This window comes from Reyranella sp., assembly GCF_030651995.1.
Taxonomy (GTDB): Bacteria; Pseudomonadota; Alphaproteobacteria; order Reyranellales; family Reyranellaceae; genus Reyranella.
On record NZ_JAUSBN010000054.1, the window covers coordinates 124,846 to 143,186 of the forward strand.

An 18,341-nucleotide genomic window follows, 5' to 3' on the forward strand; every position below is an offset into this window, starting at 1 on the left:
CGTGCGATACCGCGCCCATGAACTGGCTGACCAATTTCGTCCGCCCCAAGCTGCGTGCGCTGGTCGCCCGCAAGGAAGCGCCGGACAATCTGTGGGTGAAGTGCCCCAAGTGCGAACAGATGCTGTTCACGCGCGATTGGGAGGCCAACCAGGAAGTCTGCAGCCATTGCGGCCACCATATGCGGCTGCGTCCGATGAAGCGGCTGCCGTTCCTGTTCGACGAGGGCAAGTACGAGCTGCATCCGCTGCCCCGCGTGAACGCCGATCCGCTGAAGTTCCGCGACACCAAGCGCTATGACGCGCGCCTGAAGGAGGCCCAGGCCAAGGCCGAGGGCACGACCGACGCGCTGGTGGTGGCGAGCGGCCTGATGGGCAATCGCCTCTCTGTCGTGGCACTGCTCGACTTCGGCTTCATGGGGGGCTCGATGGGCACCGCCGTAGGCGAGGGGCTGGTGATGGCCGCCGACCTCGCCGTCGCGCGCGGGGCGCCGCTGATCGTCTTTTCCGCCTCGGGCGGCGCGCGGATGCAGGAGGGCATTCTCTCGCTGATGCAGCTCACGCGCACCACGATCGCGGTGCGCAAGGTCAAGCAGGCGGGGCTGCCCTATATCGTCGTGCTGACCGATCCGACGACCGGCGGCGTCTCGGCCTCGTTCGCCATGCTGGGCGACGTCCACATCGCCGAGCCCGACGCCATCATCGGGTTCGCCGGCCCGCGCGTCATCCAGGACACGATCCGCCAGGAGCTGCCCGAAGGGTTCCAGCGCTCGGAGTACCTGCTGGAGCACGGCATGGTCGATGCCGTCGTGCACCGCCACAGACTGCGCGAGACGCTGATCCGCATGGTCTCGCTCTTCATGGATCCGCTGATCGTCGAGAGCCGCGCCCTCGCGGAGACCGGTCGCTGACGTGACCGCGAACGATCCGATCGTTCAACGCCTGATGAGCCACCATCCGAGGGTCATCACCCTCGGGTTGGAGCGGATCGAGCGACTGCTGCTACGGCTGGGATCGCCGGAGCGGAAACTGCCGCCGCTGATCCATGTCGCCGGCACCAACGGCAAGGGCTCCCTGGTCGCCTATCTGCGCGCCATCGCCGAAGCCGCCGGCTATCGCGTGCACGTCTATACCTCACCGCATCTCGTGCGCTTCAACGAGCGTATCCGCATCGCCGGCCAGCTGATCGGAGACCACGAACTCGACACGATGCTGACCGAGTGCGAGGAGGCGAACGGCGATACGCCAATCTCCTTCTTCGACATCACCACCGCACTCGCCTACCTGGCCTTTTCGCGCGTGCCGGCCGACCTCGGCATCATCGAGGTCGGTATGGGCGGCCGCTTCGACAGCACCAACGTGATCGAGCCGGCTTTGTCGGCCATCACGCCGGTCGGCTACGACCATACGGGCTTCCTGGGCGACAAGCTCGAAGGCATCGCCTGGGAGAAGGCCGGCATCCTGAAGCGCGCGACGCCCGCCGTGATCGGCCGTCAGCGCGAGGTCAGCGCGCAGGTGATCGAGACCGAGGCGGCCAAGCTCGCGGCCCCGCTGTTCCGGATGGGGCGCGAGTGGCAGGTGACGCCGCGGGACTCGGGTTTCCGCTACGAAAGCGATCTCCTCGCGCTCGACCTGCCCAACCCCGCACTGGTGGGCGCCCATCAGATCGACAATGCCGCGACCGCCGTAGCCTGCATCGAGCGCCTGCGGGCCGCGCGCTTCGACATCGACGACACCGCGATCCGCAAGGGGCTAGGCTCCGTCGAGTGGCCGGCGCGGCTGCAGCGTCTCACGAAAGGGCCACTGCCGGACTCGTTGCCCCCCGGATGCGAGCTCTGGCTCGACGGCGGCCACAACGAGGATTGCGGCATCGTGCTCGGCCGCATGGCGGCGGAGTGGGCGAAGGAGCCGGCGGCGCTGCCGCTCTATCTCGTCTTCGCCATGCAGACGACCAAGGATGCGTCGGGCTTTCTGCGGCCGCTGGCGCGCTATGCCGCGGCGGCGCGCGCGGTGCCGTTTCCCGAGGGACATGCCGCCTACACGCCTCAGGAAGCCTGCGCGCGGGCGTCCGATGTCGGGCTCGAATGCGTGCCCGCAAACGACATCGGCGCGGCACTGGAAGACCTGTTGGCCACCCAGCCCGCGCCGATGCGCATTCTCATCTGCGGCTCGCTCTACCTTGCGGGCGAGGTCCTCGTCCGCAACGGCTGAACCGCAACCGGATCAGACGACGGTATTGATCCAGCTCACCAGCTTCTGCTTCGGCTCGGCGCCGATCTTGGTGGCCGCGACCTGGCCATTCTTGAACAGCAGCAGGGTCGGGATCGACCGTACGCCGTAGCGCGTCGGCGCCATCGGGTTCTCGTCGATGTTGATCTTTACGACCTTGAGCTTGCCGTCCATCTCCTTGGAGATGTCCTCGAGCGAGGGGCCGATCATGCGGCAGGGGCCGCACCACTCGGCCCAGAAGTCGACGAGGACGGGCGTGTCGGACTTCAGGACTTCTTCCTCGAAGGAAGCATCGGTTGCTTTGATGGTCATCACGTATTCTCCCAAAAACACTACAGGCCGGTCGAGGGGACCGGCGCCGCCCTTGGCCCAGAAGCTAGGAACGCACGCCCCCCGAGTCAAGATGCGGCGGCATAAGGCATTGATTTATCTAGGGTTTCTGCGGCGATCTCCATGAGGCGAGGAGCCGCCGTCCAGAGCAGGAAGGCTCTCACCCTGCGGCCGGGATAGATCCGCTGCAGCAGGGCGCGATACAGCGCGAGCTGGCGGCGATAGACCAGCGCCACGTCTTCAGCCGATTCCGGCGGGGGCCGGTTGGTCTTGTAGTCGACGATCAGGACTTCGGTGTCCGAGACGGCAAGCCGGTCGACCTGGCCGCTCACCGTGAAGGTGCCGCGCGGCGTCTGCAGGGTGCCGATCAGCGGCACCTCCGCCCGCGATCCCGGCGCGAACAGGTCGGCGTGCGCCGGTGCCTCGGTGACGGCGAGCGCCTCGTCGGCCCAGTGCTCGACGTCCTCCGGTGCGAGCCCGTGCGCGGACTGCGCGAGGAAGCGGCGTGCGGCGGCGGCACGCTCCGCGGCCGGCAGCCCGGGAAGATGGCGCAGCAGATCGTGCAGCAGCAGGCCGCGCTGCCAGCGCCTTGGATCGTCGGCGAGCAGCGGGCTGTAGGCCCGCGGCCCGGCTGCCGCCTCGTCGGGGAGGGGTTGCGACGGGGCAAGCGGTGTCGGCGGGTCGGGCTCACCCGGCGCCGGCTCGGTCCACCAGGGAGGCTGCGGCGCCTCGTCGGCGATCGGCAGTTCGCGGTGCTCGGCTTCGGCGACATGACCTTCGTTCGTCAGCTCGAAACCATCGCCTGACCAGCCATCGGCCACGAGCGCGGTGAAGTCGAATGGCCGCGCCATGGCACGGCCGTTCTCGTCCTCGCTGCTGGCGCGCAGCCCGGCTTCGATGCGCTCGTACCAGCAGCCGCGATCGGGCTTCTTCGAGCTAACCCAGCCGCCGACGTAGAGCCGGTCCTCGGCGCGCGTCATGGCGACGTAGAGGAGCCGGTTCTGCTCCTCCAGCGCGCGCTGGTGCATTTCGCTTCGCCAGGCGCGGGCCGCTTCGTTGGCGTCGTCGGTCCGCGGCAACCAGAGACGTGCCTCGCCTTCGGCGCCGGCCAGCAGCCGCTCGGAATCGCGCGGCACCCTCGTCGTGTCGGGCAGGTAGACGATCGGCGCCTGCAGGCCCTTCGAGGCGTGCACGGTCAGGATGCGCAACTCGCGCCGCCGGTTCTGGTCGAGGTCGCGCTTGATCTCGCCGCCGCCGGTTTCGAACCAGCGCAGGAAGCCCTGCAGCGAACCGCCTTCGATGCCCTGGTACTGCAGTGCGCGCGCCAGCAGCTCGTCGATCGGATCGGAGGCCTCGCGGCCGAGCCGCTCGAGCAATCGTCGACGGCCACCCTCCGGCCCGAGCACGCGCGCGAAGAAATCGAAGGGCGTGTCGTAGTCGGCGCGCTTCAGCCAGTCGGCCAGTGTCGCGTAAGCCGCGGCAAACGGCGCCTCGCTCGCGCGCTCGCGCAGGGCACGCCACAGATGGCCGGTGCGCTTCCACGCCAGGGTGAAGAGCTGGTCCTCGTCGAGCCCGATCAGCGGCGACTTCAGCAAGGCCGCGAGATTGAGATCGTCCTGCGGCAGCAGGACGAAGCGCGCCATCGCCAGCAGGTCCTGGATCGCGAGTTCCTGGCCGAGGTTCAGCCGGTCGACACCCGCGACCTCGACGCCCTCGCGCTTCAACGCCCGCACCAGCGCATTCACGAACTCGTTGCGCCGCCGCACCAGCACCATGAAGTGGCCGGCATGCAGCTTCTCGCCGTCGCGTGCGCGTCTCTCCGTGGCGATCAGGTGCTTGGCGTGCGCGGCGATCAATCGCGCCAGCCGTTCATGTGGCAGCCCCTGCGTCGCGCCGCGCCCCATGTTTTCGATGTCTGTCGTGTCGGCCTCGTCCTCGCTGCCGACGACCAGGGGCCACAGCTCGACCCGTCCCGGCTCGTTCCTGCGGCTGGTCAGGTGCCGGACCGTGCCGGCCTCGCCGACGCCGCGCGCAGCGTCGGACTGGCCGAACACCCAGTCGACCGCGTCGAGCACGGCCGGTGTCGAGCGGAACGAGACGTTGAGGCCGACCGGCACGAACATCCTGTCGGCGATGCGGCTGCGCTCGTCGAACCAGAGGCGCATCTCTTCGAGCTTGCGCGGATCGGCGCGCTGGAAGCCGAAGATCGACTGCTTGGTGTCGCCGACCGCGAAGATGGTCCGGCTGCGGCCGACCGCACCCTCGCCCACGAAGAATTCCTCGGTGAGCCGCCGGATCACTTCCCACTGGTCGGGATTGGTGTCCTGTGCCTCGTCGACCAGCACGTGATCGATGCCGCCATCGAGCTTGAACAGCACCCAGGCGGCGCTTTCCGCTGTCTCCAGCAGGCGGCGCGTCGCCACGATCAGGTCGTCATAGTCGAGCACGGCGCGGCGGCGCTTGGCACGCGTGTAGCGGCCGGCGACGTCGAGGCCGAGGCGCAGCAGGGCCAGGGTCAGCTCGACAAGTGCTTGGCCCCGCGCGCATTCGAGACGCTCGGCCTCGGCCAGGAGACTCTCGACGATGCCGGGCAGACGCTTCTGCGCCGCCTTGGTCGCGAGTGTCTTGCGCACCTGGCCCTTGTCGGTGAAGAACACGCTTCGATAGGCCGGACTGAGATCGTCGCGCCCGTCGTCCAGCCAGCTGGCGATCTTCTCGCCATTCGGCCCATCGGTCTTGCCGCCGGCTTCGACCATGGCCCGCGCCGCCTCGCGCAGTGCGGCTTCGTCGAGCGCCGCCGCGCCCTCGCATTTCAGGTGCCGGCGGAGCCGCGCGCCGAGCTTCGCGAGACCGGCCTCGTCGGCGACCTGGGCCAGCAGCCAGGCACGTTCGCTCAGCAGCCGCGTCATCAGCTCCGCATACTCGGCGATCGAGACTTTGCGGGCGACGGAAGCCAGCGCGGCGGACAGCGCCGGCGGCGCGTCGTTGCGCGCCAGGGCTTCCATCTGCTCGTCCTGCACGCGGCGCAGGATCGTCTGAGCCTCGGCCTCGTCGAGGATCTCGAAGCCCGGTGCGACGCCTGCCTCCAGCGGGAAGCGTTTCAGCAGCGCCTGGCAGAAGGCATGGATGGTGAGGATGTTGATGCCGCCCGGCGCATCGAGCACGCGCGCGAACAGGCGGCGCGCCACGACGCGCTGTGCGGGATCGGGCGCCCGGTCGATCAGTTTGGCGATGCCGGCGTCGAGCGTCGCTTCGTCGGCCAGCGCCCAGCGGCCCAGCTGGTGGGCGAGGCGGTTGCGCATCTCGGCCGCCGCCGCCTTGGTGAAGGTGAGGCAGAGGATGCGTTCGGGTTTGACGCCTTCGAGCAGCAGCCGTGTCACGCGGTCGGTAAGGACCTTCGTCTTGCCCGTGCCCGCATTGGCCACGACCCAGGCGGAGTGATCGGGCGTCGTGGCGCGCCGCTGCGCGTCGGTCGCCAGGGCGATGGCGTCGAGCACGTCGCTCATTCCTCGCCGGCTCCCGCCGTCGACCATTCGGTGATCCGCTCGAGATGGGCGTAGTCGTTGAAGTAGGGACCGTGGGCCGGCCAGGGCAGCGCAGGATAGGCGGTGCCCGGTTTGGCGAAGTGATCGGCCATCTTCTCGACCAGCACCATCATCTCGGCCACGAGCTCGTCGCTGCCCTCGATCTCGCTCACCTTGCCGCCGTCGTCGAGGCCGTTGGCCTGCCAGTAGGAGAGGCGCACGGTCTTTGCCTTGCCGTCGATCTTCTCGAAGCCGCCGCGCTCGGCCATCGCCGCTTCCAGCAGGAGCTGCGGCGCGAACAGCGCCTCCAGTTCCTTCTTGGTCGGCACGCGGCCGGTCTTGTAGTCGATGATTTCCCAGATGCCGCGCTCCAGCTCGTCGACCCGGTCCGCGCGCGCCTCGATCCGTAGGGGCCGCGAAGCGGGTCCGATGGTCATCGCGGCATTGCTTTCGCTCGTTAGAAGCCTGGTGCCGGTGCTGCGGCGCGCACTCTCCTCGGCGACGAACCAGCGCGCGAGGCGCTGGAAGCGCGGCCACCAGAAGGCGCGCTCCGCCGGGGCCGTCAGCAGTTCGGCGAGATGCTTTTCGCCGAGCCCTTCGAACTCGCGCACGGCATCGGGCGGAAGCACGCCGGACGGATGCAGGCTCAGGAACTCGTCGAGTGCTTTATGCAGGGCATTGCCGCGATCGGCGGCGCCCAGCTCGGCTTCCAGCGGATCGAGTGCCTCGAGCCTCAGGATTCGCCGGGCATACAGGCCGTAGGGATCGCGCCGCCATTGCTCGACGCTCGAAACCGAGAGCCGCGTCGGCCGCGCTTCGACGGGTGGACGCGGCTCGGGCCGCGGCCAAGGTGCGTAGATGTCGGGCCGGTCGATCGCCTCGGCCCAGGCGATGAAGCTGCGCCGGCCGCGCTGGATGTATTCCGGCACCGGCGCGGTACTGCCGGGCTCGTAGCCGAACAGCGCATCGAGGCGCGCCAGCCAGCGCGACGGCACGGTGGGCGCACCACCCTCGCGTTCCGCGCGCGTCAGAAGGACCCGTTCGGCGCCGAGGGCGGCCACGAAATCATGCGCCGACAGGCCGATCCGGCGCTCGGGCTGCTGCAGACCGAGTTCGGCACGCATCGGCCGATTGATCCACGGGCCGGTCTCGACGGCGGGCGGCCAGGTGCCGTCGTTGAGGCCGCCGAGGACCAGCAGGTCGGCGCGCTGCAGGCGGGCTTCGAGCGGTCCCCAGATCGACAGGCGCGGGTGACGTCCGAAGGCCGGGCGGATCGTCTCCGGCTCCAGCATGGCCGCGAACAGGCCGGGCCATTCGCCCGATGCGATCGCGGGATGGTTCGCCCAGGCGGTGCGCAGGCGCCCCAATACGTCTGCCAGGGCGCTGCCGGCTTCGCCCGACCACAACGTCTCGGGCGGCGAGATCTTCTCGGCGGCGGCGATGGTGGCGGCGAGCAGCGCATCGGGCTCGGCCTTGCCGTGCATCAGCTCGACGAGCGACTGGGTGGCTTGGTCGAGCCGGTCGAGCAGCGCCTTCACGGCGGCGCGGTCGCCGGGATCGCCGAACTTCGCTTCGTCCACGCGGGCTCGGATCGACGGCAAACCCGGTGCCGGCTTGAGGCCGCGCAGGCACTTGCGGTCGAGTCGCCGCGTCGCATCGAGGATGGAGGCGCGGTCCAGCCCCAGGGTGCAGAGAGGATGCTTGAGGAGCGCCAGCAACTCGACCGGTGCAAAGCCCGCGTCGACCACGGCGATCAGCGCATGCAGGAGCGCGGCGGACGGCGTGTCCACCAGGGGCGTGCCGGCCGAATCGTCGATGTCGATCCGCCAGCGCTTCAGTTCGGCAGCGACGCGTCGCGCCAGCCCGCGGTCGGGCGTGACGAGAGCCGCCGTGCGTCCTGGCGTGTCGAGAACGCTGCGCAGGGCCAGCGCCACGACCAGCGCCTCCTGGTGCGGCGTGGCGCAATCGGCGCGGGTCACATGCTCGAGCGACGCGGGCTCAGGCTTGACCCAGGCGTCGCTGGTCTCCGCCGGCCGCATCAGCTCGGTGATGAGGAAATGCCGGGCCGAGCCGCTCGCGGCGCCGGGCCACTCCTGGACGTCGGCGCGGGTGCGGCCCAGCGCGGTCAGCAGTTCGCGCAGGCCGTATTGCGGATGCGATGGATCGAGAGCCTCCCAGCTTGCCTCGTCCATGTCCTGGTCGAGGCCTGGCAGGACGACCGCACCCTGCGGCAGTTCGGCGATGGCCGCGAGAAGGTCGCGCGTCGCAGGCTGCGAGCCGGTCGAGCCCGCCGCGATCACGGGCATTTGCGGCGGTCGTGTGCGCCATCGGTTAGCCTGGTTGCGGATCGCCAGGGTGCGCCGCTCGATGGCGTCGATCTGCCCGCGCGCCGCGAGCATCTGCGGCCAGTGTTCGCCGACGATGGCGAGAAATCTCAGCGTGCGCTGCCAGTGGCTCGCGAAGTTGCCTTCGACCAGCCCTTCGAGTTGCGAGAACGAGACGCCCTCGATGGCGAGTTCGTCGAGCAGGCGGCCGAGTTCGCGCGCGAGTTTCAGCGCCTGCGCCGCCGACTGCGCAATGGGGTGGCCGTGGTCGTCGGTGAAGGCCGCAACGAGCTGCGTCAGAAGCGCGTCGCGCTCCGCGGGATCGATGGCGGGCGGCAGGGTGAGCGCATCGCCGTCGCCGGAGGCGATCTCCCAGTCGCCGTCGTCGACATCGCCCAGCGGTGCCATGCGCGGCAGGATCGTGGGCGTTCCGTCGGCGGCGCGCAGGAAGGCTTCGCGCAGGGCGCGGACCGAACGCCGCGTCGGCAGCAGGATCAGCACGTCGGCGAGGGCCAGCGGATCTCCGCCATGCTCGGCCAGCACCACCCGCGCCAGTTCGTCGGCGAAGCGCCGCTCCGTGGCGATGGTGAAGAGGCCTTTCATCCCAGCACGCGTTCGGCGGCGGCGAGGGCCTCGGGCGTGCCGATATGGAACCAGTCGCCATCGTGCACGAGGGCGTGCAGGCGGCCGGCCTGCTCCGAGCGGTTCCACAGCTTCAGGAGCGAGAAGGGACCTTCGGGCGAGCCGTTGAACAGGCGTGAATCGCAGACAGAGATGCTCGCGAAGAGATAGGGCGCGGTCTCGGCCGTGCCGCGATGCCGGGCGCGGCCGTCGGGTTCGAGATAGTAGTCGCCGCGATCCTTCTCCTCGCGGCCGATGGCGGTGGCCAGGGGATGGAGCAGCAGCAGCGCGTCCATGCGGTTGGGATCCCAGGCGGCGGCCAGGCGGCCCAGCAGGGACTCCGGCCCGTCGCGCCACAGCCCGTCGCCGTTCACGACGAAGAACGGCCCGTTGCCGAGCAGGGGCAGCGCATTGCGCACGCTGCCGCCGGTTTCCAGGAGATGATCCTCGCGAACGATGCGGGCGCGGCCGCCCACCCGATCAGCAATCTGGCTGCCCAGGTGATGCACGTTCACGACGATGTTCTGGACGCCGGTGCGCTGCAGGCGATCCATGGTGCGTTCGAGCATCGAACGGCCCGCGACGGGGATCAACGGCTTGGGCGTGGAATCGGTCAGCGGCCGCATGCGCTCGCCGCGGCCAGCCGCCAGGATCATCGCGCTGCGGATCATGAGCCGGCTCCGATGCGGCGCAGCTCCGGCGGCAGGGTGCGATCGACCCAGGCGCGCAGGGGCGACAGCGCCTCGTGCTGCAGGGCGCGCTCGAACATGCGCCAGACCCGCGGCAGGTGACGCAGGTAGTCGGGCTTGCCGTCGCGCCGAAGCAGGCGGACGAAAAGCCCGATGATGCGGGCATGGCGTTGCGCGGCCATCAGCGCGAAGCCGGTGCGGAAACCGGCGGCGTCGGCGATGCCTGCCTCGCCGACATAGCGATCGAGGCAGGCGGCATGGACGGCGGGCGCCACGTCGCGGCGCGCGTCCTCGATCAGCGACACGAGGTCGTAGGAAGGATGGCCCCGCTGGGCGTCCTGGAAATCGAGCAGGCCGCAGGCCTTCACGCCGGGCCGGGCCGGCAGCCACAGGAGATTGTCCTGGTGATAGTCGCGCAGCAGCAGCGTCTCGGCCGTCGCGGGAAGCGCCGCCAGGCACGCGTGCCACGCCGCGACGTAGCGCGCGGTTTCCTCGGGCGGCGTCGGCGTGCCGGTTGCTTCCGGCAGGTACCATTCCGGCAGCAGCATCGCCGCCTCGATCAGCGCGTCGCCGGCATAGGCGCCGAGGCCGGGCAGCAGGCTGCGTTCGCCGGCGCGATGAATCTCGACCAGCACGTCGGTCGCCCGGCCGTAGAGCTCGCCCTCGTCGCCGCCCGCCGCCAGCACGCGCGCATAGGTGTCGTCGCCGAAATCCTCCAGCAGCAGGAATCCCTGCTCGGCATCCTCCGCAAGGATCTCCGGCGCGCTGAGACCGAGGGCGATCAGGTGCCTGCCGATCCGCACGAAGGGCCGCACGTCCTCCTGCGGCGGCGGGGCGTCCATGACGACCGCCGAGCCGCGCGGCCGGGTCAGGCGGAAGTACTTGCGGAACGAGGCGTCGCCCGCCAGCAGCCGTTCGCCGGCATCGCCCCAGCCGGCGCGATTCACGAACTCGGCCCGCAGCCGGTCGCGTTCAGATTTCGCCAAAACGGGAGTCTCCTTCCAGAATCGCGCGCCGGCCTTCGCCCTCGACCGACAGGCTGACGGTGAGCCGCTCGCGCGGCAGAAGCGGTCCCAGCCGCTCGGCCCATTCGACCAGGGCCACGCCGTCGACGCGCGCCTCTTCCCAGCCCAGTTCGAAGACCTGTTCGGGCTCCTCCAGGCGATAGAGGTCGAAATGCCAGAAGCTGCCGCGGGAGGTCTCGTAGACCTCCACGAGCGTAAAGGTCGGGCTGGGCACGATCAGCGCCGGATCGCCCGCGGCGGCGCGCAGGATCGCGCGCGCCAACGTCGTCTTGCCGGCGCCAAGTCCGCCTTCCAGCGCCACGACGTCGCGCGGCTGCAGGCGGGCCGCCAATGCTGCGCCCAGCCGCTCGGTGGCGGCCTCGTCGGGAAGGGGCAAAGAAAAAGTCGGCATCTTTCGATGCCGACTTTTAGCACGTGCCCCTGTGGGGCGATTAGTAACGGTAGAGGTCGCCCTTGAACGGGCCGGCCTCGGGCACGCCGATGTACTTGGCCTGGTCGGGACGCAGCTTGGTCAGCTTGGCGCCGACCTTCTCGAGGTGGAGCGCCGCGACCTTCTCGTCGAGGAACTTGGGCAGCGTGTAGACCTGCTTCTCGTACTTGCCGGGATTGGTCCACAGCTCGATCTGGGCCAGCGTCTGGTTCGAGAAGGAGGCCGACATCACGAAGCTCGGATGGCCGGTCGCGTTGCCCAGGTTCACCAGGCGGCCTTCCGACAGCACGATGATGCGCTTGCCGTCCGGGAATTCCACCTCGTCGACCTGCGGCTTCACGTTGTGCCACCTGAAGTTACGCAGGGAGGCGATCTGGATCTCGGAGTCGAAGTGGCCGATGTTGCAGATGATGGCGCGGTGCTTCATCGCCTTCATGTGCTCGAGCGTCAGCACGTCGACGTTGCCGGTGGCGGTCACGAAGATGTCGGCCTTGGGCGCCGCTTCTTCCATGGTGACGACCTCGTAGCCTTCCATCGCGGCCTGCAGGGCGCAGATCGGATCGACTTCGGAGACCATCACGCGGCAGCCGGCCTGGCGCAGCGAGGCGGCCGAGCCCTTGCCCACGTCGCCGAAGCCCGCGACCATCGCGACCTTGCCCGACATCATGACGTCGGTGCCGCGGCGGATGCCGTCGACCAGCGACTCACGGCAGCCGTAGAGATTGTCGAACTTCGACTTGGTCACCGAGTCGTTCACGTTGATGGCGGGCCACAGGAGCTTGCCTTCCTTCGCCATGTTGTAGAGGCGATGGACACCCGTGGTCGTCTCCTCGGTGACGCCCTTGATCGAGGCGCCGAGCTTGGCGTACCAGCCGGGCTTCTCCTTGTTGGTCTTGAGGATCGCCTTGTAGAGGACTTCCTCTTCCTCGTTGGTCGGGTTGGCGACCAGCGACGGATCCTTCTCCGCGCGGGCGCCGAGATGGACCAGCAGTGTGGCGTCGCCGCCGTCGTCGAGGATCATGTTCGGCTCGCCGCCGTCATGCCACTCGAAGATCTTGTGGGTGTAGTCCCAGTATTCCTCGAGGCTCTCACCCTTGATGGCGAAGACCGGGGTGCCGGCCTTGGCGATCGCCGCGGCGGCATGGTCCTGCGTCGAGTAGATGTTGCACGAGGCCCAGCGCACGTCCGCGCCCAGCGCCTTCAGCGTCTCGATCAGCACGCCCGTCTGGATGGTCATGTGCAGCGAGCCGGCGATGCGCGCGCCCTTGAGCGGCTTCTTGGGGCCGTATTCCTTGCGGATCGACATCAGGCCCGGCATTTCGGTCTCGGCCATGTCGAGTTCCTTGCGACCCCAGTCGGCGAGCCCGATATCCTTGACGATGTAGTCGGCCATTTGGCGCTCCTTGCTGTGCCGGCGTCGGCAGGCGGAAAATTGTGGAAAGCGGGCGTGTCATATCAGCGGCGCGAAACCGCCTCAACGCGCCGGATCAACATATAAGCAAGAATTTATGTCTATATGCGCGTGCCTTTATGCCCGGCGCGCGCATTCATCAATCTTCGCCGAATTTTCCTTCGACGAGGGCTGAAATGGCGGCCATCGCGTCGGCGGCCTGCCTGCCCGAGCAGATCACCTCGACCGAGCTGCCGATGCCGGCGGCCAGCATCATGAGGCCCATGATGGACAGGCCCGAGACATCCTGGCCCTTGAAGGAAACGCGCACGATGGCGTCGAACTGGCCTGCGGTGCGCACGAACTTGGCGGCGGCGCGGGCATGCAGGCCGCGCTTGTTGGCGATGGCGAGGCTCCGCTTCAGGGTGCCGATGCCGGCCTCCGCGCTGGAATTCACCGCCACGTCGCTCACGAGGCTTCCTTGGCCAGGATGCGGGAGGCGACGGTGATGTACTTGCGGCCGGCTTCCTGCGCCATGCGGACGGCCTCCGCAATCGGCTTCGTGCGGACGCTGGCGAGCTTGACCAGCATCGGCAGATTGACGCCGGCCAGCACCTCGACCCGCGCCTGCTCCATGATGGAGATTGCGAGATTGGACGGCGTGCCGCCGAACATGTCGGTCAGCACGATGACGCCATCGCCCGTCTCACAGGCGCGGGCGCACTCCAGTATTTCTCCGCGTCGCTTTTCCATGTCGTCGTCGGCGCCGATGCAGACGGTCGACATGCATTGCTGTGGACCGACGACATGTTCCAGCGCGGCCTTGAATTCCTGCGCCAGATTGCCGTGAGTCACGAGTACGATACCGATCATGCTTTGCTCTACCCTGCGCCCCCGGCCTCCCCGGCCGCCCCGACGTCCCGGTGAGAGAGAGTGACGGACCGGCCGGCGCTTCGCAACCAGCCTGCAATCTCCTCGGCCAGCGCCACGGACCGGTGCTTGCCGCCGGTGCACCCGACGGCGATGGTCAGGTAGCTCTTGCCCTCGGCATCGAACCGGGGCAGCAGCGGTCCGATCAGGGCCTTCAGCCTTTCCAGGAACGGACGATAGTCGGGGTCGGTTGCGATGAAGGCCGCAACCGCCGGATCGCGACCCGTAAGGGGCTTCAATGCCGGATCGTAATGGGGGTTCTTCAGGAACCGGACGTCGAAAACCAGGTCGGCCTCGCGCGGCAGACCGCGGCGGAACGAGAACGACATCACGGAAATGCGCGTGCCGACTGAACGTCCGAGCCCAAAGTGCCCGGTCAGGATCTGCTTCAGGCGATGTGGCGACAGCGACGTGGTGTCGATGGTGAGATCCGCCACGTCGCCCATCCAGCCGATCTGCCGGCGCTCCTCGCTGATGCCGTCGACCACGGGACGATCGGGCGCCAGCGGATGGGGACGGCGGGTTTCGGTGTAGCGGCGCTGCAGGGTCTCGGTGTCGGCCTCGAGGAAGAGGAGCCGCGCCGCAAGGCCGGGACGGTTCCGCAGGTCGCGGATGCGCGCGGCCAGGTCCCGTGCGTCGAAGCCGAAGGTGCGGGTGTCGATGCCGAGGGCCAGCGGCTGGGCGCTTGCGCCCGCCTCGCCACCGGTCGAGCGCATGAGGTCGTCGAGCAGCGGAAGCGGAACGTTGTCGACCGCGACATAACCCAGATCGTCGAGGACGTTCAGCGCGGTCGCACGACCCGCGCCGGACAGGCCGGTGACCACGACGAACGGCCGGCGCGTGTCGCGTGTCGTGTCGGAAGCGGAGGAGGTGGGACTGTCTGGCATGAGCGGCGCGCGCCGGATCATGCCGCCGCGGTTCGGGCGAGGGCAAGGCGCAACTTCGCCGGGGCCGAGGCCTCGAAGGGCGCCAGCGCCACGACCGGAAGGTCGACACCGAGCAGAGTCTCCCGCGAGCGATCGGGCAGGCGTTCGATGCGGTCCGGCGGTACCAGGTCCACCAGCAGCACGATCGTCGCCCGGGCGAGAAGCTGGGCGCGGCCGAGCTTCACGATGCCGACGCCGCGCACTTCCAGCAGGCCCGCAAGCGTGCCGGGCGGCGTGGCGACCAGGCCGCGGCCTTGCCGGACGAGCGCGGTCTGGTCGTCCGCCACCAGTCGGCTGCCTCCCTCGACGAGACGAAGGGCGAGGTCGGACTTGCCGGCGCCCGACGGCCCCCGCAGCAGGATGCCGCGCCAGTTCCGGCCGGCACGCAGGGCAACGCAGGTCGCGTGAACGTATGTCGTGACCCTGATCGCCATTCAGATCGTCACTTGCGTCCGCTGGCCGCGGGCAGCCGGACGGTGAAGCGGGCGCCCAGCACCCTGCCGTCGGGGCCGCGCCGGTTGGTGGCCGTGATCGTGCCGCCATAGGTCTCGACGATCTGGCGGCAGATCGACAGGCCGAGACCGGAGTGCTGCCCGAAGTGCTCGATCGGACGTTCGGAGTAGAAGCGCTGGAAGATCGATTCGAGATTGTCCTCGGGGATGCCCTGTCCCTCGTCGTCGATGGTGACCACGAACGGCCCGTTCCGGGACTCCCGGCCCAGTTCGACGAGGATGCGCGACCCCTTGGGCGCGAAGGAGAGGGCATTGTCGATGACGTTGCGGAATACCTGGCCGTAGCGACCGTCGTGGCCGTGCGCCATGAAAGGCGGATTGGCGGCGACCCGGAACTCGACCTCGACGCCGGACTTCTGGTTCGCGGTCACCGCATAGTGGTGGACCATGTCGCGCAGCAGCTTGTCGAGGTCGACCGGCCTTACCTCGCCGCGCATCAGCTCGGCGTCGAGCCGCGAGGCGTCGGAGATGTCGGAGATCAGCCGGTTGAGCCGGTTGATGTCGTCCATGACGATTCCCATCAGCCTGGCACGGCGTTCGGCATCCAGGTTGGGGTGTCCCGCCATCTCGATCGCGGAGCGCAGCGACGTCAGGGGATTCTTGAGCTCGTGTGCGACATCGGCGGCGAAACTCTCGATGGTATTGATGCGCAGCCACAGGGCCTCGGTCATCGAACGCAGCGCATCGTTCAGGTCGCCGATTTCGTCGCCGCGCTTGCCGAGGTCGGGAATCTCGGGCCGGCTCTCGCGTGCCAGGCGGACCTCGTCGGCGGCGCGGGCCAGGCGCACGATCGGCTGGGTGATGGTGCCGGCGAGATAGAGCGACAGCAGCACGGTGATGCCGAGTGCCGCCGCGGCGATGGTCAGCATGTCGTAGCGGACCTCGCGCAAGGAGGCGGCGATGGCCCGGTTGTCGCGCGTCAGGAGGAGGGCGCCCAGCACCTGCTTGTAGCGCTGCACCGGCACCGCGGCGCTCAGCATCAGCCGCCCCTGGCCGGCGCTGCGCACGGCCGACGCGTTGAAGCCGCGCAGGGCGCTCGCCGCTTCGGGAAAATCGCGAAGGGTCGGTACCGGCTTGTCGACATATTCGGGGTAGTGGTCGACGCGCGACAGCTGGCGGGCGATCCAGTCGCTGACGCGCTCGCCGATGTTGACGTGGGATTCGGCTTCGACGGGGGTCTCGGGCGGCGGCAGCGGTACGACGTGGATGCGGCCCAGCTCGTTCAGCATCGCCGAATCGGCCAGGAGTTCGCCGGTCTCGCCGAACAGCCGGGCCCGCACGCCGGTCGGCCGGACCAGGCGCGTCAGCAGCTGGCGCGCGGCGTCGGCGTCCATGCGATTCACCGTGGTTTCGCCGCCGACCACCGCGACCTCACCGATGCCGGCCGCCACCATCTCGCCCTGCACCAGCAGCGAGGCGAGCTCGGTGTCGATCAGCTCTTCCTCGTAGTCGCTGAGGTAGACGGCCCCGAGCGTCAGCAGCGCGACCGGGATGAGGTTGAGCAGCAGGATGCGCCGCGTGAGCGGCGAGTAGCCGCGGCCGACGCTGCGTCGCCGGCGCAGCAGCGACGGCGATTCGGCAGCATTGGCCGATGCCGTGCCGCCGGTCACCTTGCGCGACGCGCGTGAGAGCAGCCGGCCGAGCGCCGTGGCGATCCGGGAACCTAAGGTCTGATGCCCGCGCGGCCGCGCGCCGGGTTCAGGAGTCGCGGTATCGATATCCGATGCCATACAGCGTTTCGATCTGCTCGAACTCGCCATCGACCTCGCGGAACTTGCGGCGGACGCGCTTGATGTGGCTGTCGATGGTGCGGTCGTCGACGTAGATCGTCTCGCCGTAGGCCGCGTCCATGAGCTGGTCGCGGTTCTTCACATGGCCGGGCCGCTCCGCGAGCGACTTCAGAAGCAGGAACTCGGTGACCGTGAGGTGCACCTCCTTGCCCTTCCAGGTGCATTGATGGCGGCTGGGGTCGAGGACCAGTTCGCCGCGCACGATGCGCTCGGCGGCTGCTTCGCCCTTGGCGCCGCCGACATCGGCCCGGCGCAGCACGGCGCGGATGCGCTCCAGCAGCAGGCGCTGCGAGAACGGCTTGCGGATGAAATCGTCGGCGCCCATGCGCAGGCCCAGCACCTCGTCGATCTCCTCGTCCTTGGACGTGAGGAAGATGACCGGGAACTGCTGCGTCTTGCGAATGCGGTTCAGGAGTTCCATCCCGTCCATCCGGGGCATCTTGATGTCGAAGATGCCGAGATCCGGGGGCGACTGGTTGAGGCCTTCCAGAGCCGACGCGCCGTCATTGTAGGTCTTGATCTGAAACCCTTCGGCTTCGAGCAGCATCGACACCGATGTGAGGATGTTGCGATCGTCGTCGACGAGGGCGATGGTCTTGCGCACGGCTTGGCTTCTCCTGCAGCGGACAACGGCATTTTTATCATGCTATCATAGACCGGGCCGTCGCCGCCGCCTTCCCGGCCCTTAATACTCAACGAACAATTGCGGCTTTTTTGATCCGAACATGACCCAAGACGACATGCCCGGCACCGTGCGCGGCCTTTTGCGCGCCCTCGACCGGGCTTCCCTGGCCACCAACCTGCCTGGCGAACCGGCCGCTTGGCCCTATGCCTCCCTGGTCCTGGTGGCGGTCGATCACGACCTGTCGCCGATCCTTCTGTTGAGCGATATGGCTGAACATACCAAGGCGATCAAGGCGGACGACCGCGTCTCCCTGCTGTTCGACGGCACCGGCGGGCTCGACCAGCCGCTGACGGGCCCGCGGGCGACCGTGCTCGGCCGGGCCGGGCGGACCGCCGACGAACGGCTGAAGGCGCGCTTCCTGGCGCGACATCCGGACGCCGCGCTCTATGCGGGATTCAAGGATTTCGGCTTCTATCGCGTGGCGGTTGAGCGGGCCCATCTGGTGGGCGGCTTCGGCAAGATACGCTGGATCGATAGGGCCGAACTCGCTCCGCCGCAGGCCGCGGGCCTTGCCGAGGGCGAGGCGGGCATCGTCGAGCACATGAACGCCGATCACGCGGATGCCGTTCAGCTTTATGCCGCAAAGTTGATCGGCCTGGCCGGCGACGGATGGAGGATGACGGGGATCGATTCCGAGGGGATCGACCTGCGGCGGGCAGGGAAGGTTGGCCGCCTTGCGTTCGATGTGCCGCTGCAAGCGTCTGGAGAGGCACGCAAGGTCCTGGTCGCCCTGGTGGGCAAGGCCCGCGCGATGACCTGATTCCGTCACGCAGGTCTGTCGATTTCGCGTCGCAGCATTCTTCTCGCGGATGCGAAGGCCGATTCACATGCTGTTCGTCACTAACTTGTCGCAAGGGACTTGCCTCCCCGCGGCCCTGCCAGTAGCGCATAGTGCTGGACCACCTTCGCCATTCGGATCGGCCGGAAAGCAGGAGAAAC

16 protein-coding genes are annotated in these 18,341 nt (G+C 68.6%); 3 read left to right on the forward strand and 13 right to left on the reverse strand.

Annotated elements, in window-relative coordinates; genetic code table 11:
- Nucleotides 1-17: 17 nt before the first annotated feature.
- Both accD and Q7V45_RS16620 read left to right on the forward strand, forming a co-directional pair.
- Entirely contained in the window at nt 18-908 is an 891-nt protein-coding gene (gene accD / locus Q7V45_RS16615) for an acetyl-CoA carboxylase, carboxyltransferase subunit beta (RefSeq protein WP_304854031.1), read from the forward strand.
- Nucleotide 909: 1 nt separating this feature from the next.
- Nucleotides 910-2,208: a folylpolyglutamate synthase/dihydrofolate synthase family protein gene (locus Q7V45_RS16620; protein WP_304854033.1), complete on the forward strand. Its 1,299-nt coding sequence runs from the start codon at nt 910-912 to the stop codon at nt 2,206-2,208.
- A 12-nt stretch (nt 2,209-2,220) separates the two neighbouring features.
- Here Q7V45_RS16620 and trxA read toward each other — a convergent pair whose 3' ends face one another.
- From trxA to Q7V45_RS16685, 13 genes are all read right to left on the reverse strand, one after another.
- On the reverse strand, nt 2,221-2,541 hold the full coding sequence (gene trxA, locus Q7V45_RS16625; RefSeq protein ID WP_304854035.1) for a thioredoxin: 321 nt from the start codon (nt 2,539-2,541) through the stop codon (nt 2,221-2,223).
- Between the two features lie 83 nt (nt 2,542-2,624).
- Complete coding sequence (addA, locus tag Q7V45_RS16630; RefSeq protein WP_304854037.1) at nt 2,625-6,062, reverse strand: double-strand break repair helicase AddA; 3,438 nt, start codon at nt 6,060-6,062, stop codon at nt 2,625-2,627.
- Nucleotides 6,059-9,007 carry a double-strand break repair protein AddB gene (gene addB, locus Q7V45_RS16635; protein ID WP_304854039.1) on the reverse strand — a complete coding sequence of 983 codons (2,949 nt, stop codon included), beginning with the start codon at nt 9,005-9,007 and terminating at the stop codon, nt 6,059-6,061. Before addB ends, addA begins: the two co-directional genes overlap by 4 nt.
- Nucleotides 9,004-9,696 (reverse strand): nucleotidyltransferase family protein, encoded by a 693-nt coding sequence (locus Q7V45_RS16640; RefSeq protein ID WP_304854040.1) that lies wholly within the window; start codon nt 9,694-9,696, stop codon nt 9,004-9,006. Before Q7V45_RS16640 ends, addB begins: the two co-directional genes overlap by 4 nt.
- The gene (locus tag Q7V45_RS16645) at nt 9,693-10,700 is read right to left on the reverse strand and encodes an aminoglycoside phosphotransferase family protein (protein ID WP_304854042.1); all 1,008 of its coding nucleotides are present in this window, start codon (nt 10,698-10,700) and stop codon (nt 9,693-9,695) included. Before Q7V45_RS16645 ends, Q7V45_RS16640 begins: the two co-directional genes overlap by 4 nt.
- Complete coding sequence (tsaE, locus tag Q7V45_RS16650) at nt 10,687-11,130, reverse strand: tRNA (adenosine(37)-N6)-threonylcarbamoyltransferase complex ATPase subunit type 1 TsaE (RefSeq protein WP_304854043.1); 444 nt, start codon at nt 11,128-11,130, stop codon at nt 10,687-10,689. The genes Q7V45_RS16645 and tsaE overlap by 14 nt, the downstream gene beginning before the upstream one ends.
- A 40-nt stretch (nt 11,131-11,170) precedes the next feature.
- On the reverse strand, nt 11,171-12,562 hold the full coding sequence (ahcY, locus tag Q7V45_RS16655) for an adenosylhomocysteinase (RefSeq protein ID WP_304854045.1): 1,392 nt from the start codon (nt 12,560-12,562) through the stop codon (nt 11,171-11,173).
- Between the two features lie 157 nt (nt 12,563-12,719).
- Nucleotides 12,720-13,031, reverse strand: coding sequence for an HPr family phosphocarrier protein (locus tag Q7V45_RS16660; protein ID WP_370692615.1), 312 nt, complete (start codon nt 13,029-13,031; stop codon nt 12,720-12,722).
- On the reverse strand, nt 13,028-13,432 hold the full coding sequence (locus tag Q7V45_RS16665; protein WP_304854047.1) for a PTS sugar transporter subunit IIA: 405 nt from the start codon (nt 13,430-13,432) through the stop codon (nt 13,028-13,030). The genes Q7V45_RS16660 and Q7V45_RS16665 overlap by 4 nt, the downstream gene beginning before the upstream one ends.
- A gap of 8 nt (nt 13,433-13,440) precedes the next feature.
- Nucleotides 13,441-14,376 carry an RNase adapter RapZ gene (rapZ, locus tag Q7V45_RS16670; protein ID WP_304854048.1) on the reverse strand — a complete coding sequence of 312 codons (936 nt, stop codon included), beginning with the start codon at nt 14,374-14,376 and terminating at the stop codon, nt 13,441-13,443.
- A gap of 17 nt (nt 14,377-14,393) precedes the next feature.
- Nucleotides 14,394-14,849, reverse strand: a complete 456-nt coding sequence (locus tag Q7V45_RS16675; protein ID WP_304854049.1) for an HPr kinase/phosphorylase — start codon at nt 14,847-14,849, stop codon at nt 14,394-14,396.
- Between the two features lie 8 nt (nt 14,850-14,857).
- Nucleotides 14,858-16,657 (reverse strand): stimulus-sensing domain-containing protein, encoded by a 1,800-nt coding sequence (locus Q7V45_RS16680; RefSeq protein ID WP_304854051.1) that lies wholly within the window; start codon nt 16,655-16,657, stop codon nt 14,858-14,860.
- A complete protein-coding gene (locus Q7V45_RS16685) occupies nt 16,626-17,321 on the reverse strand; it encodes a response regulator transcription factor (protein ID WP_298309189.1) in 696 nt (231 codons plus the stop codon). The genes Q7V45_RS16680 and Q7V45_RS16685 overlap by 32 nt, the downstream gene beginning before the upstream one ends.
- A 121-nt stretch (nt 17,322-17,442) precedes the next feature.
- Here Q7V45_RS16685 and Q7V45_RS16690 point away from each other — a divergent pair, with 121 nt between their 5' ends.
- Nucleotides 17,443-18,162: a HugZ family protein gene (locus Q7V45_RS16690; RefSeq protein ID WP_304854055.1), complete on the forward strand. Its 720-nt coding sequence runs from the start codon at nt 17,443-17,445 to the stop codon at nt 18,160-18,162.
- Nucleotides 18,163-18,341 lie beyond the last annotated feature (179 nt).

What these genes read in the sequence shown, in the direction of transcription:
- accD (WP_304854031.1), top strand. Translation starts at nt 18, where the DNA reads ATGAACTGGCTGACCAATTTCGTCCGCCCCAAGCTGCGTGCGCTGGTC.
- addA (WP_304854037.1), bottom strand. Translation starts at nt 6,062, where the DNA reads ATGAGCGACGTGCTCGACGCCATCGCCCTGGCGACCGACGCGCAGCGG.
- addB (WP_304854039.1), bottom strand. Translation starts at nt 9,007, where the DNA reads ATGAAAGGCCTCTTCACCATCGCCACGGAGCGGCGCTTCGCCGACGAA.
- Q7V45_RS16640 (WP_304854040.1), bottom strand. Translation starts at nt 9,696, where the DNA reads ATGATCCGCAGCGCGATGATCCTGGCGGCTGGCCGCGGCGAGCGCATG.
- tsaE (WP_304854043.1), bottom strand. Translation starts at nt 11,130, where the DNA reads ATGCCGACTTTTTCTTTGCCCCTTCCCGACGAGGCCGCCACCGAGCGG.
- ahcY (WP_304854045.1), bottom strand. Translation starts at nt 12,562, where the DNA reads ATGGCCGACTACATCGTCAAGGATATCGGGCTCGCCGACTGGGGTCGC.
- Q7V45_RS16665 (WP_304854047.1), bottom strand. Translation starts at nt 13,432, where the DNA reads ATGATCGGTATCGTACTCGTGACTCACGGCAATCTGGCGCAGGAATTC.
- rapZ (WP_304854048.1), bottom strand. Translation starts at nt 14,376, where the DNA reads ATGCCAGACAGTCCCACCTCCTCCGCTTCCGACACGACACGCGACACG.
- Q7V45_RS16675 (WP_304854049.1), bottom strand. Translation starts at nt 14,849, where the DNA reads ATGGCGATCAGGGTCACGACATACGTTCACGCGACCTGCGTTGCCCTG.
- Q7V45_RS16680 (WP_304854051.1), bottom strand. Translation starts at nt 16,657, where the DNA reads ATGGCATCGGATATCGATACCGCGACTCCTGAACCCGGCGCGCGGCCG.
- Q7V45_RS16690 (WP_304854055.1), top strand. Translation starts at nt 17,443, where the DNA reads ATGACCCAAGACGACATGCCCGGCACCGTGCGCGGCCTTTTGCGCGCC.